We start from the raw sequence: 14,139 nt of genomic DNA, 5'->3' as shown, positions 1-14,139 counted from the left end.
TTTTATGAGCCAAACTATACCATCCATCACGGTGCTGACACTTAACATTCCAACACCTTCGGGTAATAGCCCGATTCATCCGGTGCTGCTTCATGACGAAGACGGGTACACGCTGATAGACACGGGCATGATCGGCCAATTTGCCGAGTTACAAGCTGCACTCGAAGACTTAAACGTACCTCTTTCTGACATCAAACGTGTCATTATTACCCATCAGGATATTGACCACATTGGCAATCTGGGCGCTCTGCTGGATGCTGTTCAAGGGCTTGAGGTATGGGCTCATGCGGATGAAATCCCGTATCTGACGGGTGCAAAACCTCTGATCAAATTCACACCGGAGCGCCGTGCTATGCTGTCTGCCCCTGTGCTGGCTTTGGCGGATCAGCTTCTGATGCAGCTGCCTGAGATTAACATCGACAGAACACTCGCGGACGGTGACATTCTCCCGCTCCAAGGCGGAATACAGGTCATCCATACACCAGGACATACACCAGGTCACCTGTGTCTCTATTTGGGTGAGCAGCGGTTCCTGCTTGCTGCCGATGAACTGCGCGTCGTAGACGATGAACTCGTCGGCCCAGCGCCTCCAGCTACACCGGACATGCCGGAAGCACTGCGCAGTCTGAAAAAACTGACAAGTCTGAACGTGGACAAAGTACTCTGCTACCATGGCGGAGCGTTTATCCAAGAGCCTGAAAAACGCATTGCGGAGCTTAGCGAGCAGCCGGAAGCCTAAGTGTTTTGAACATCTGCGGGTATGCGGCACAGTTTAGCTTAAGCGTTTAGTTGCGTGAGACGATGCTTAGGCTTAAGGTTACAGTTCAAGGGTATGCCACAGTGGAGCTGTAGCGTTACATCAACAGGAGCTCTACAGCCTGTTTTAGCGAAATCATCCCCGAATACAGAACAGTACAGCATAGTGTAGTGTAGTGTAGTACTGTGCAGTGCAATGCAATGTGTAGTGGAGCTTTAGGTTATAATCCGTGACTGCACACGTTGAATGCGCAAGTTGGAACTTAAGCGTTACACTATTGCGTCTTCACACCTTACAGGTTTACACAAAATTTATGGCGTGACGCGTACTTTCCTTTATCGCTGCGTTTCCTGTAATTAAAAGCTGTCCTGCGCCTTAATACTGGCATGGACAGCTTTTTCTGAATTCAACGTATGGACATAGCCAGTTCTGACAGATTCATATCGAGCGAGGGCAGCCCTCCCTTACCCGATGCTACGTATGCGCTTTCATGTTCCCTCATATGCCTTCATGTACCTTCATGCGCCTTCCATTCAGTTCGCCTGAATTCTAACGATCACCAGAAGCCTTATTTGGCCTGGTTCGCCACCTTTTATTTTCTAACGATCACCAGAGACCTTATTTACTCGAATTACTGATGTTTCCGCTCCATTATGTGCATTTTCGATGAAATAGCGTTTCTGAGGATCGTTAGATTTTTCAAACATCCAAAAACCTCAAAATAAGCTCTCCTGTGATCGTTAGAATAAAAAGTGGAGCCAGTTAACCAACGTTACGCCAAATCCTATCACTTCAATCCAGCCACCTACTCTCTGTCCTGTGACTTTTGTGACCTTTGTGACCTTTGGACTCTTGTGACTCTTTAACATCCTAACTCCAAATTAGCCACGTCTTCTCCATTCCCCTGTTACTTCCACTCTCCCTCACCCTCTCACTTTCTCCATCCATCCAGCCAGCCACTCACCCAGCCTAAAATAACCGGCTACCTTTCCGGGGTAAGCACAATCAGCTTGTCATCCCCGTCACGCGGCGAGCCTCGGCCATCGCGATTGTTGGTCAGCACGTACAGTTTACCGTCTTCACCGGCGCTAACATTACGTATACGTCCCCACTCCTCTTCGAAAAAGGGTATCACCTGCTCGACCTTCGTACCGTCTTCGGACAATACAACTCGTAGCAGCTGCTCGCCTCTCAGATTCGCCGCTACCAATGAACCCGCCCACGGGCCTTCCGTGATGAAAGCTACACCCGAAGGCGCCCAGGTATCATTCCCGCTATGTGCCAGCGGAGCCTGATAGGTTCCGTTATCATCGTCGTCGCCTTCTACTTCGGGCCAGCCATAGTTCTCCCCGGCAACAATCCGGTTAATCTCGTCATGGTTACGCTGACCGTGCTCGGTCGCATAGAGATACCCGTTATCCGGGTTCCATGCCAGCCCTTGAGCGTTTCGATGTCCCATAGTGTATACAAGGGAATTCGGCCAAGGGTTATCTGAAGGGACCGATCCATCGAGACCTATACGCAGTATTTTTCCACCAAGGCTATCCTGGTTCTGTGCCAGTTCCGGTTCATAACGCTCGCCTGTAGTGATATATAGCAGCTGATCCGGGCCGATTTTGATTCGTCCGCCGTTATGGTTGACCCCGCCTGGAATACCCGTCAGCAGCTCTTTGTCGATCACCGCTTTTCCATCCGTCACTTTCAAGCGCAGCACGCGATTGGCAATATCCTGCCCGTCCAGATACGAGTGGTACACATACAAATAACCGTTACTCTCAAAGTCCGGATCTGCCTCCAGCCCAAGCAACCCGCCTTCTCCTTCTTCATTAAAAGGTGCTTTGAATTCAATCAGCGGCTCGGTCTCCAGCTTTCCATCCGTAATGACTCGAATCACCCCCGGCCGCTCCGTCACAAACATCCGTCCATCTGCAACCGCCACGATCTCCCAAGGTGCATTCAGTCCCTTCACCATTACAGAAGCCTGATATGGCACTACTGCACTCCCCTGATCCTCGATCTCTCCAGTATCCTTTTCATTATTGCCTTCAGTTGCCGTCTGACCTTGACCAGATCCCTCTCCTTGAGACAACTGTTGCGAATCTGGAATCGGATTGTCGGGTCCGCACGATGTGGTTAACAGAGCCATGCTAAGCAAAGTGGCATACAGCGGCATAGTTAATCGATTGTTCATAATGAATCAAAATCCCCTTTCGGTTTAATTTCATTAGGTATAAAAAAGGATTCCTTTCTTCCAACATATCGTATATGGCCCGAAGTCGTGACGCGTCTTATGGGGGAGTTTATGTCTTTGTTCCAATTCTTTATTTATCTAGTATAACTGTATATCTATATCTCTTACTCCACCTGACACACGATCTGTAAAGCGGTTTCGCCCTGTATTACCCTTGCCACTCTTCACCTAAACGGTAAAAACATGTATTCTCTGGCTCATAAGCCACTGCCGGTTTAGAATTTTTTCAACTTCTTCTATAATAGAGGGAAGAGACGCTAAAGTGTTAAGAAAAACGCGATGTATTTAAAAGAGCGTACATAGGAAAGGTGGACATATCTATCATGAATCAAACTCCTTTATCAAGGCTGGAAGCCGACCTGTCCGGGCAAGGGCTCGACGCTATGTTAATTACCGATCCCAAACATATTTATTATCTGACCGGGTACGCAAGCAATCCGCATGAACGTTTTATGGGCCTGATGCTGGCACGCGGTGAAGACCCTTTATTGATCGTACCTGCTCTGGACGCCGATGCTGCGGCTGCCGCTTCTTCGGTATCCAACATTGCTACACATTCGGACACGGATAATCCCTATGCGTTGTTTGATCGATATCAGGGACGTCTGAGCCGTGTAGGTTTGGAAAAAGAATACGTCACCGTCTCTCGTTATGAGCAGTTAAGCTCCGCACTCGGCGGTGCAAATTTTGAAGATGTTGGTTCATTGCTGCGCGCGCTGCGTGTGAACAAAACGCCGGATGAAGTCGCTCGCATTCGCCATGCGATCTATTTAATTGAAGAAACGCTGCGCCAAGGTCTTACACATGTACGTGCAGGTGTTACCGAAATTGAGCTGGTCGCCGAGATGGAATATCAGATGAAGAAACTCGGTGCGGACGGCCCTTCTTTTGATACCATGGTCCTTACCGGGCCTAAAACCGGACTGCCGCATGGTACACCTGGGGATCGCAAACTGCAACATGGAGACCTGCTTATGTTTGATATGGGTGTGTACGCTGGTGGATATGCGTCAGACATTACGCGTACTTTTGCATTCGGAGACATTTCGACGGAACTGCGAACTATTTATAATACAGTGCTCGCTGCCAACCAAGCCGCTATTCAGGTAGTTAAGCCGGGTATTACCTGCGCATCTGTTGACCGTGCAGCTCGTCAGGTGACGATTGATGCCGGATACGGCGAGCGTTTTATGCACCGTGTCGGGCATGGACTCGGTATTGATGTGCACGAGTATCCTTCCCTGCATGGAGAGAACATGGATTTGCTTCAGGCCGGAACCGTATTTACCATTGAACCGGGTATTTACACCGCAGCAGGCGGTGTGCGGATCGAGGACGATGTACTTGTCACCGAGACAGGTATAGAGGTGCTTACTACGTATTCCAAAGAACTGCAAATCCTGACGGACTGAGCTATATTTCGGAATATCGCAGAACATACACGAACATAACAACAAGGAACGCCAAAAAATCCAGCAAGCCATATTTTCATGGTTTGCTGGATTTTTTATGGATCGTTTCACATATCAAACGTTACTCAAGCACATCTGGTGTAATCTTGACCTTGTAGATCGGACGGCTGCCGTGAAATATATGCAATCCGTACTACATCATTGCTCAAGCTCACTATCCGTTAGTGCATTTCATGAGTTATATCCTGCCAATCGTCCAGCTTTGGAAGCTCCTGCTTCCCCCAGTAATCCAAAAACCACTGAATCACCTTCGTTGTATCTGCCGTCGTGTAGCTGTAATGCCGAAATCCGTCCTCCCCTTCCTGCAAACGGGTCTCTACCACCATGTGCCCCGGTTCCTCAAGCGAAGCTGCCTGCAAATACATACTTCCCTCTACCAGATCTGACGGTTGCAGAACTACAAAATCATGCAATTCCAGATCAGTGATCAAATCCACAAATACCGAGGCATTAAGACTCTCATTCTCATAGGTTGTGCCATTGCTCTCCAGTTTATAGCGCAGTGTGGAATACATGCTCAGTCCCCCTCGTTTTATGTAATCGCCTGGCTTAGGATACACCGCCCATGCGAACGAATCATTCATAATATAAGCTCTAGCTTTCTTATAAAATATCTTATAAAAACTTAAAAGATTGTTCCTTCTATCCGAGGAACGTTCTCTCTATAAATTATCCCCCTGCGGAGTCCAAATTGCAACTGGCTACGCAGGGGGATGTTAAAGATTAATCCTTGATTAATCGTATTTAGCCATTACGCCTCATCATTAAACTTAAAGTTACGTGCGGCATACAGAAATGGCGTTCCGACCGCAGTCAGCAAAAACTTGATCAGATATGTCGTCAGGAAAATTTCCAGCCAAATATCCCATGGATAGATAAACACAAAAGCAACCGTACAGAAAACCAGTGTATCCACAAAAGAACTGATAATGGAGCTGCCATTGGTGCGGATCCATAGCTGATTACGTCCTGGTGCTATTTTACGTAGCCAACTGAACAACCGGACATCCAGAAACTGACTGATAAAATACGCCGACAGACTACCGAGCGCCAGACGTGGCAGCAGGCCAAACAATTTCTCCATCGATTCCTGTGCAAAATCCGTCGGTGCCGCATTAAAGAACAACACCATCTGCATCAGAACGGTGGTCATAATCAGCGTGAAAAATCCAAACCACACCGCTTTCCGCGCCTCTTCCGCCCCATACTTCTCATTGAGAAGGTCACTGGTCAGATACATGCTCACATACATCGTGTTCCCCAGCGTCAGCACGATCCCCATAATATCTATCGTTTTGGTCACCTGAATATTGGCAATCACTGTTGCTACACCAATCCAGGCATACAAGCCTTTTTTGCCAAACAAGCGATAACACAAAAGAAAAAATCCATACGTCACGAGAACGAATACCGCTCCCCAAACCAAATTAAACATGAACTCACACACTGCCTTCCTAGTTTTGATTACGCGGGATGGTTACGAACCGCGGTTTGGCGCAGCGCCAAAACATGAATAACTCTATCATATTTACGCCCCATTGAACAGCACTAAATCCCTCCAGCGTTGCATAACACCGTTAACCCAACACATATATCCTCACACGCTCTATACCCGCCATCCCCCCGATCCCCCTTCTCTATTGAAAAAAGACTTCCACCACCCGTGCCTATCCTGCACGTTCTCGTGTAATCTCGAAACGCAAAAGCCGCCCTTCGGAATGTCTCCGAAGGACGGCCTTGCATCAACTTCTATTGCAGATCGCTCTGCGCACTCTGCATCACCTAATACACAAGCTGTGCGGCGCAAGCCCGGCTTACGCGTGAGCCGGAGAATCGAGTTGACGACTCTGATCGTTAAACGTATCCCGATCGTTTTCTTTCAAAATTTTGCTAGTCAGCAGTCCGGATGTCATGGAACCATTCACGTTAAGCGCTGTACGACCCATGTCGATCAGCGGCTCAACAGAGATGAGCAATCCAACCAAAGCCACCGGCAGGTTCATTGTGGACAGCACGATCAGGGAAGCGAAGGTTGCCCCGCCGCCGACGCCAGCCACACCAAACGAACTGATCATGACCACGAGGATCAACGTTACGATGAAGTCCCAGCTCAGCGGATCGATCCCCACCGTCGGAGCAACCATCACCGCCAGCATGGCCGGATAGATCCCGGCGCAGCCGTTTTGCCCAATGGTCGCACCAAAGCTTGCAGCCAAGTTCGCAATCCCGTCCGATACCCCCAGCTTCTTCGTCTGTGTCTCCACATTCAGCGGAATGGCTGCTGCGCTTGAACGGGATGTAAAAGCAAATACCAGTGTTGGCAGTACCTTTTTCAAGTACGTAACCGGGTTGAAACCTGACAGCGTGATGATAATCAGGTGAATGACAAACATGACCGCAAGTGCCACGTAAGACGCAATCACGAATTTAATGAGCTTCAAGATCTCTTCCGCATTGGTTGTTGCTGTGACCTTCGTAATAAGTGCGAGAATTCCGTAAGGCGTAAGCCTCAGCACCAGCGTCACAATTCGCATCACAACCGCATAGACGGCATTCACCATACCGCGGAATGTTTCCGCCTGCTGCGGTTTTTTACGATCCAGTCCTAGAACAGCCACTCCGATAAAGGCTGAGAAGATAACAACAGCGAGCGTAGATGTACGGCGTTCACCTGTCATATCCGCAAATGGATTGGAAGGAATAAACTCCAGCACCTGCTGTGGAATCGTCTGATCTTTCACATCAGCCAGACGCTCTTCCACTTTCTGAATCTGCGCGTTCTCCCGATCTCCTCCTTGAATCTCAATGGAAGTCAAGTTGAAACCGAGACTTGTAACAATACTGACTCCTGCAGCAATGGCCGTGGTGATCAACAGAATCGCAATAATCGAAAAACTCATTTTACCAAGGTTTTGTTTGCCCTTCAGGTTCATGATTGCCGAGATAATCGACACCATGATGAGTGGAATCACGACCATTTGTAACAAACGAACATATCCCGAACCGACCAGATTGAACCAATCGACTGATTTTACAATGACATCGGAACCCGATGTGTAGATCAGTTGCAGTATGACACCATACACGACCCCCATACCGAGACCCGCGAATACGCGCTTTGTAAACGAAATGTGTTTCTTCTGCATCCAGTAGAGGACACCCAGCAGCGCCAGCATGACCACTACATTCACAATGATTTGAAATGTACTCATTACTTAGTTCCTCCTCAGACATGTATAACCGGGTAAACCGATTTTTTTCTATTTAAATGATGCCTCCAAGTGAGACAATGAACAATATAACACATATCAAACTATTCTGGTAGGTATTAATTGATATTATGTAATAAACATGTTATGGATTCATAAATCATGAAAATTTTTATGCAGTTTTATGAAAATCCTTCTATTCAACCTTCGGTTAATTTTGTAAAATAGGTATATCCGCTTATTCCAAGGTTATACAAATACGAAAAATAGGTCTTTATTCGTTAGTAAGAAGGCCATAAGATAACTGAATAAGGGACAATGTTTTTCAAGATGACGTGAAAGGATGATTCTATGTTTCGCAAACGAACCGTTGCCGGCAAAATCAGGGGGACGCTATTCCTTGTGTTGCTGGTTGCTTCCCTGTTGTTCAGTATCAGTTTTTATGCAGTATCGATGAATATTATTCAAAGTTACGTGCTTCCTCAGTTCGACAAGGTTTTGAATACGTCCATTCAGGATATTTACAAAAATACATCCTCATCCCAGATATTGCAGATCCAAGGCGGCGGAGCAGGCGCTGAAGGTGCAGCTACGACGGTAGGTTCCTATCTGGCAGATCAATCCAAGGAACACAGCCTGAATGCTGCATACGTCGTTGCTGTGCAGGATGGTAAAGCAAACATTGTTGTAGCTAACATCGACTCCAAGTTTAAAGCCGGGGACCCCATGGATGTAGAACCTGCAATGATCGAAGCAAGCGAGAAGAAACAAGTGGTTATCAGCCCTGTTTTCTCTGATTCTTACGGAATACATAAAGCCGCTTATATACCGATTGCCGGAAGCAATATGCTTATGGCCGTCAGTATGGATGCCAAGTTTGTCCAGGATAAAATTGCTCAGATTTTCTGGTTGTGCCTGGGTATTACCGCATTGGTGTTTGTCCTTGGCTGGCTCATTTCTACTAATATGATCAAAAGAGTAACCAAACCGATCATTGCACTCGTAGAACATAGCAAACGAATCTCCCAAGGTGATCTGACGGCTGAGCTTCAGTTTAAGGGCAGGGATGAAATCGCCCAACTGGCCTTCAGCTTCCAGACGATGACACATAATCTCAAAGAAATGATCAGCCGCGCCCTCTCTACCTCCAATGAAGTGGTTGTGGGTTCGAATGACTTGCTTGAGCGTGTCCAATCGATGTCCGGTATGGTACAGAACTCTAGCCAGGCTGCAGAAGAAGCCGGTAAGGGCAGCGTCAGCATTGCTTCCAGTGCATCTGAGAACGCCAGAGCCATGGAAGAGATCACGCAGGGAATTATGCATATCGCCACTTCTGCTGCAGAAGTATCCGAACAGATCAATGAAGCTGCAAGCGAGGCGCTTAACGGTAATCAACTGGCTCAGAATGCAGTGGATCAGATGGAACGTGTCGGACAGACGGCCAGCGAATCGCTGCGTTACATTGAAACGATGAATGAACGCTCCATTGCAATCGGTACGATTCTCGGTTCTATTTTTGAAATTACGAGACAGATTAATATGCTATCCCTTAACGCTTCCATTGAAGCTGCCCGTGCTGGTGAACACGGACGTGGATTCGCCGTTGTCGCTGGAGAAGTCCGTAAACTGGCGGAACAATCCAAGACGGCGACCGAAGAAATCTCAGATTATCTCGGTACAATCCGTGAAGATGCGGAACGCTCCGTGAGTGCGATGAACCGGGTAACGGAAGAGATCGGTTCAGGCACAGTCGTCGTACAGCAGGCTGGCTCAGCCTTCAAACAGCTGAATGAATTGATCCAGAATGTGAATCTCACGATTCAAACCGTCTCTTCCTCCACACAACAGGTTTCTGCAGGCGCAGAAGAAGTCAGTGCTTCGGTGGAAGAAACAGCACAGATTACATCCAAGTCCCGTGAGAACATGGAGCAGATTGCAGCTACCGCAGACATGCAACTGGGTGAGATGGACTCTCATTCTAACACGGTGCGTCATCTGCATGAACAAGCCGTTGAACTACAAACCGCTATGAAGAAATTTAAGATCGACTAAACGATTACGCATCATCCATAACGAACAAATATCTTTAACCCTGCATGAGCTAAACTAAACAGTGTGATTCCTCGAATAAACAAACACCCCCATAATAGCAATTTCGTTCAGAATGAACGAGTTGCCCATCATGGGGGTGTTTTGTGCCTATGACTCATTCAGCCTAACTTTCCAGATAATCTACTTCAATCATGATCGTATAAAGTCCGCGAATCCATTATTCAGGCTGTCTCACACCTGTGATCTCATACACTCGCTTCATATCCAGTGACGAGCGGAGTGACGCAGCTACCCGATCAAATTCCATTTCCTTGCCCTCCTGTGCATTGTAGGTTTCCTCCAGCGATATTAATCCTTTTGACTCCCGCAGACCGTTCAGCCAGGAACGCCGGAATGGGTCGCTCTCAAACAGACCATGCAGATACGTCCCCCACACTTTACCGTCTGTCGTGCCCCAGCCTTCCAGGAAGGCTGATCCACCAGCATGAGCGATTTCAAACAAGGCGGTTACCTGTTCAGGTTCATGACATTCCGTTACACCCATATGAATTTCATAACCGTTAACAGGTACTGTGAAAGGTTTAGCGTCTTTTCCGCCATGCAGCCGGATGGGATGTGCAGGCTGTACGCTTCCCGAAGCTCTGACGGTCTGTTTATGCTGGAGAAACGTTGTCGACAACGGCAGTCTGCCAAGCCCTAAGGCTTCTTGGGCCTGATGTGCTTCAACTGCATATGGATCAAGCAAGTGTTGTCCCAACATCTGATACCCACCACATATGCCTACAAGCTGCACATGCTCAAGTCTGATCTGATGATTAATCGCTTGTTCCAATCCAGACTCCCGGAGAAATAACAGATCACCGATCGTATCCTTTGTGCCGGGTAAAATAATGGCATCCGGGTTACCCAGCTCCTCCGGTGAAGTCACGTAACGCACATTCACGTCCGGTTCACGGGACAACGTATCAAAGTCCGTGAAGTTAGCAATGCGTGGATAACGGATTACGGCGATATCCAGTTCTGTATGTTCCTTTTTTCCATATCGCAGGGAATCCAGCACCACCGAATCTTCTGCTTCAATCTGAATATCTCTTATGTATGGCAGCACGCCCAGGACAGGGATGCCTGTCCGTTCTTCAAGCCAGTCCAGTCCAGGCTGCAGCAGAGAGAGATCGCCTCTGAACTTGTTGATAATGAACCCTTTTACACGTGCTACTTCATGCGGCTCCAGCAGTTCCAGCGTACCAACAATCGAGGCAAATACACCGCCGCGGTCAATGTCCGAGATCAGAATCACCGGTGCATCAGCCCAGCCCGCCAGATTCATGTTCACAATATCCCGATCTTTCAGATTAATCTCAGCCGGACTGCCTGCACCCTCCATCAATACGATGTCGTAAGTGTCGCGCAGCCGATTTAATGCGTCCATTACAGTCTGTTTCGCTTCAGGTAAGAAATGCTGACGATAATCCGAAGCACTCATCTGGGCAAAAGGTACACCATGCACCACAATCTGTGAATGCATATCTCGCACGGGTTTGATTAGAATCGGATTCATATCGGTCGTTGCTTCAATGCCGCAGGCTTCGGCCTGCGCACCCTGCGCCCGCCCAATCTCCTTGCCGTCTTCCGTGACATAAGAATTCAGCGCCATATTCTGTGACTTGAACGGGGCGGGTTTGAAGCCATCTTGCTTGAAAATCCGGCACAGTGCTGTTGTAATGACACTTTTACCTACGTCGGAAGCCGTTCCTTGCAGCATGAGTACAGCCGCTGGTTGTTTGACCTGATCTTCCACGCTTCATCACCCCAGTCTTCCGTAAGATGAACTTACTGTGTAACGAAACTATCATACAAAAATCCCCAACAGCATACATCTACAACCAAAACAGCCCTTGAAGCACGCTTAACACGATCAACAAAGCCACTTCCAATAGCTCATTCATGGCACCATATGTATCTCCAGTGAGACCTCCGAGCCGTGCACTGATCCGTGTAGCGACGAATCGCCCGATTAAATAACAAGCCGCAGGCAGTATAATAACTGCCGTTACAGGATACAGCCACCACGGGAGTGATCCAAACCCGCTGACTATGGCATCGGCAATTACCATATCGGGCTTAAACAGCCACACGGCAGCAATGGTCACAACTCCTGCGATCAACGTCAGTCCGATGGCAGCGCTGCGTGCCCGCTGAACTTCCTTCCGCTCTCCCAGACCTTTGAATAAAACGGCAAGGCCATCCTCCCCGCGCGCATTAGGCCAAGCTGACATGGCATAGACCATAAACCATCGGCTCCAGATCATGGGCAGAACCAGCAGCGCACCGTATACCCAGTTGCCGCGAGCAACGAAGTCCGCGATCAGTGACGCCTTCATCATTAACAACAGCACACAGGCAATGACACCCATGGCTCCCACGCGGCTGTCCTTCATGATCTCCAGCATTCGCTCACGGTTACGGTGACTGAGCAGGCCATCCGCTGTATCCATCCACCCATCGAGATGTAATCCCCCGGTAAGCCAGACCCATACGGTCAAGGTCAGAACCGCTGCGGGAAAAGCCGGAAGCAGGGCACCGCTCAGGGCACCGACAAGCCAGACGAATAGACCGATTGCAGCGCCGACAAGGGGATAATACACCACACTTTCGCGCAGCAATCGCGGCACAAAATCGAGCTGCATTTTCACAGGGAATCGGGACAGAAACTGAAAGGCCGCTGCTGCCGCGTGTTTCCGCTGCGGCACGGCTGAGCCCGCTGAGCCATCCTTCATAAGTGATACTCCTTACTTTTTAATTCAATCGCAATGCCCACTGTCACAAGAAACACTTCACGGCAAATCGCTGCAATCCGCTGATTGAGCACGCCTGCCAGATCACGGTAAACGCGGCCAAGCTTATACTCCGGTACAATGCCGTCCCCTACTTCATTGGTAACCAGCACAAGTAAACCGGGATAGGATCGAATCGCTTCAACCAGCGCATCCAGATGACCTTGTAACACATGACTTTCGTCATGCTCATGGGCCAGCAAAACATTCGTTAGCCAGAGCGTCAGACAGTCCACAAGGATTGTAGGTGCGGAAGTCCCGCTATGCCCTTCACCCATTCGGTTGATCAGAGCAGACAGAGCCAGCGGTTCTTCCATCGTGCGCCACAGGTAACCCGATTCTTCGCGCTGCTTCTGGTGCATGGCAATGCGTTCACGCATCTCGTCATCATACGCCTGGGCTGTTGCGACATACCAAGCCTCTGAGGAACGCTGCATACAGAGTCGCTCGGCAAATGAACTTTTACCGCTACGCGCCCCGCCGGTAACTAATACACTCATCGGGACACACCCGCACTTGCAAAGGTTGCCATCTCATTCAAAAGCAAACACGCCGCATCAATCAGATGCAGACTGAGCACTCCGCCTGTTCCCTCGCCCAGACGCATGTCCAGATCCAACATCGGTTTCATATCAAGTTCACGCAACAGAGCCGCATGGCCATTCTCATGTGAAGTATGGGAAGCGATCATATAAGCTGTACTTTGCGGTGCCAGTTGTCTCGCGATCAAAGCCGCAGCTGTAGAGATGAAGCCATCAACAACAACCGGACATCGATGGACCGAGGCTGCAAGAATAACACCGGTAAGTCCGGCAATCTCCAGTCCACCTACCTTGCATAGCACATCCAGCGCATCTTCGGGGTCTGGGGTGTTTACACTCAGAGCCTGACTTATGACAGCAGCCTTGCGAAGCACCCCTGCATCATCCAAACCTGTTCCTCGTCCCACCGCAGCCGTGGGTTCAACTCCGGTGAGCGCACTCATTACTGCAGCACTGGCCGTGGTGTTACCAATCCCCATCTCTCCGGTGACAAACAATTGTGTTCCTTTGGCCACCTCCGCAGTAACCACGTCCACGCCTACTAAAATAGCCTGAATCGCCTCATCCCGAGTCATCGCCGCTTCTTGGGCCATATTGGCAGTACCTTTGCGAATGTTGCGGGAGAGCAGGTCTGCATGTTCAAGGTCAGCATTCACGCCGATATCAACACAGATCACTTCTGCTCTGGCATGACGAGCAAGTACATTGACTGCTGCACCTCCAGCCAGAAAATTCATGACCATCTGAGGTGTAACCTCGGCTGGAAAAGCGCTTATCCCTTCTGCCACCACGCCATGATCCGCAGCCATTACGATAACAGCTCTGCGATCAAAGCGTGGACGTGCGTTGCCTGTCATGCCTGCCAGTCGAATCACCAGGTCTTCCAATTTACCGAGACTGCCGGGTGGCTTCGTCAGTATATCCACATGGGCAGACGTTGCCGCAGCAATATTTTGGTCAGGAGCCGTAATCTTGTTCAATAATTGTCCCAACACCTGTTCATTCTTCATACCACTCGCACT

11 protein-coding genes are annotated in these 14,139 nt (G+C 49.0%); 3 read left to right on the top strand and 8 right to left on the bottom strand.

The features are described 5' to 3' along the window. The first annotated feature begins 4 nt into the window (after window positions 1-4). Window positions 5-739, top strand: coding sequence for an MBL fold metallo-hydrolase (locus tag ACUTVW_RS02220; RefSeq protein WP_445644268.1), 735 nt, complete (start codon window positions 5-7; stop codon window positions 737-739). 1,000 nt (window positions 740-1,739) lie between these two features. On the opposite strand, the gene ACUTVW_RS02215 is transcribed toward ACUTVW_RS02220, so the two are convergent. Next, a complete protein-coding gene (locus ACUTVW_RS02215) occupies window positions 1,740-2,948 on the bottom strand; it encodes a PQQ-dependent sugar dehydrogenase (protein ID WP_445644267.1) in 1,209 nt (402 codons plus the stop codon). Window positions 2,949-3,331: 383 nt separating this feature from the next. On the opposite strand from ACUTVW_RS02215, the gene ACUTVW_RS02210 reads away from it, so the two are divergent. Next, a complete protein-coding gene (locus ACUTVW_RS02210; RefSeq protein ID WP_445644266.1) occupies window positions 3,332-4,420 on the top strand; it encodes a M24 family metallopeptidase in 1,089 nt (362 codons plus the stop codon). Between the two features lie 221 nt (window positions 4,421-4,641). Here the strand turns inward: ACUTVW_RS02210 and ACUTVW_RS02205 are convergent, their stop codons facing one another. The 3 genes from ACUTVW_RS02205 to ACUTVW_RS02195 all read right to left on the bottom strand — a co-directional run bounded on the left by ACUTVW_RS02205 (window position 4,642) and on the right by ACUTVW_RS02195 (window position 7,692). Beyond that, window positions 4,642-4,995: a hypothetical protein gene (locus tag ACUTVW_RS02205; protein ID WP_445644265.1), complete on the bottom strand. Its 354-nt coding sequence runs from the start codon at window positions 4,993-4,995 to the stop codon at window positions 4,642-4,644. A gap of 236 nt (window positions 4,996-5,231) precedes the next feature. Then, on the bottom strand, window positions 5,232-5,915 hold the full coding sequence (locus ACUTVW_RS02200; RefSeq protein ID WP_445644264.1) for a queuosine precursor transporter: 684 nt from the start codon (window positions 5,913-5,915) through the stop codon (window positions 5,232-5,234). 379 nt (window positions 5,916-6,294) lie between these two features. Further along, window positions 6,295-7,692: an L-cystine transporter gene (locus tag ACUTVW_RS02195; protein ID WP_445644263.1), complete on the bottom strand. Its 1,398-nt coding sequence runs from the start codon at window positions 7,690-7,692 to the stop codon at window positions 6,295-6,297. A 348-nt stretch (window positions 7,693-8,040) separates the two neighbouring features. Here ACUTVW_RS02195 and ACUTVW_RS02190 point away from each other — a divergent pair, with 348 nt between their 5' ends. After that, on the top strand, window positions 8,041-9,741 hold the full coding sequence (locus ACUTVW_RS02190; RefSeq protein ID WP_445644262.1) for a methyl-accepting chemotaxis protein: 1,701 nt from the start codon (window positions 8,041-8,043) through the stop codon (window positions 9,739-9,741). Between the two features lie 217 nt (window positions 9,742-9,958). Here ACUTVW_RS02190 and ACUTVW_RS02185 read toward each other — a convergent pair whose 3' ends face one another. The 4 genes from ACUTVW_RS02185 to cobT form a co-directional block, all read right to left on the bottom strand. Next, a complete protein-coding gene (locus ACUTVW_RS02185; RefSeq protein ID WP_445644965.1) occupies window positions 9,959-11,503 on the bottom strand; it encodes a cobyric acid synthase in 1,545 nt (514 codons plus the stop codon). Window positions 11,504-11,618: 115 nt separating this feature from the next. After that, window positions 11,619-12,491, bottom strand: a complete 873-nt coding sequence (gene cobS, locus ACUTVW_RS02180; RefSeq protein WP_445644964.1) for an adenosylcobinamide-GDP ribazoletransferase — start codon at window positions 12,489-12,491, stop codon at window positions 11,619-11,621. Window positions 12,492-12,514: 23 nt separating this feature from the next. Continuing rightward, the gene (gene cobU / locus ACUTVW_RS02175; RefSeq protein WP_445644261.1) at window positions 12,515-13,075 is read right to left on the bottom strand and encodes a bifunctional adenosylcobinamide kinase/adenosylcobinamide-phosphate guanylyltransferase; all 561 of its coding nucleotides are present in this window, start codon (window positions 13,073-13,075) and stop codon (window positions 12,515-12,517) included. Continuing rightward, on the bottom strand, window positions 13,072-14,127 hold the full coding sequence (gene cobT, locus ACUTVW_RS02170; protein ID WP_445644260.1) for a nicotinate-nucleotide--dimethylbenzimidazole phosphoribosyltransferase: 1,056 nt from the start codon (window positions 14,125-14,127) through the stop codon (window positions 13,072-13,074). The genes cobU and cobT overlap by 4 nt, the downstream gene beginning before the upstream one ends. Window positions 14,128-14,139: the final 12 nt, after the last annotated feature.

The sequence above is a fragment of the Paenibacillus sp. TSA_86.1 genome (assembly GCF_052691815.1).
The sequence above is the reverse complement of the archived record's forward strand: the minus strand, read 5'-3'. Positions and strand labels throughout refer to the sequence as shown.

Excerpts from the sequence above, each read along its gene's own strand:
- cobU (WP_445644261.1), bottom strand. The coding sequence starts at position 13,075 with ATGAGTGTATTAGTTACCGGCGGGGCGCGTAGCGGTAAAAGTTCATTT.
- ACUTVW_RS02200 (WP_445644264.1), bottom strand. The coding sequence starts at position 5,915 with ATGTTTAATTTGGTTTGGGGAGCGGTATTCGTTCTCGTGACGTATGGA.
- ACUTVW_RS02185 (WP_445644965.1), bottom strand. The coding sequence starts at position 11,503 with ATGCTGCAAGGAACGGCTTCCGACGTAGGTAAAAGTGTCATTACAACA.
- ACUTVW_RS02215 (WP_445644267.1), bottom strand. The coding sequence starts at position 2,948 with ATGAACAATCGATTAACTATGCCGCTGTATGCCACTTTGCTTAGCATG.
- ACUTVW_RS02220 (WP_445644268.1), top strand. The coding sequence starts at position 5 with ATGAGCCAAACTATACCATCCATCACGGTGCTGACACTTAACATTCCA.
- ACUTVW_RS02205 (WP_445644265.1), bottom strand. The coding sequence starts at position 4,995 with ATGTATTCCACACTGCGCTATAAACTGGAGAGCAATGGCACAACCTAT.
- ACUTVW_RS02210 (WP_445644266.1), top strand. The coding sequence starts at position 3,332 with ATGAATCAAACTCCTTTATCAAGGCTGGAAGCCGACCTGTCCGGGCAA.
- ACUTVW_RS02195 (WP_445644263.1), bottom strand. The coding sequence starts at position 7,692 with ATGAGTACATTTCAAATCATTGTGAATGTAGTGGTCATGCTGGCGCTG.
- cobT (WP_445644260.1), bottom strand. The coding sequence starts at position 14,127 with ATGAAGAATGAACAGGTGTTGGGACAATTATTGAACAAGATTACGGCT.
- ACUTVW_RS02190 (WP_445644262.1), top strand. The coding sequence starts at position 8,041 with ATGTTTCGCAAACGAACCGTTGCCGGCAAAATCAGGGGGACGCTATTC.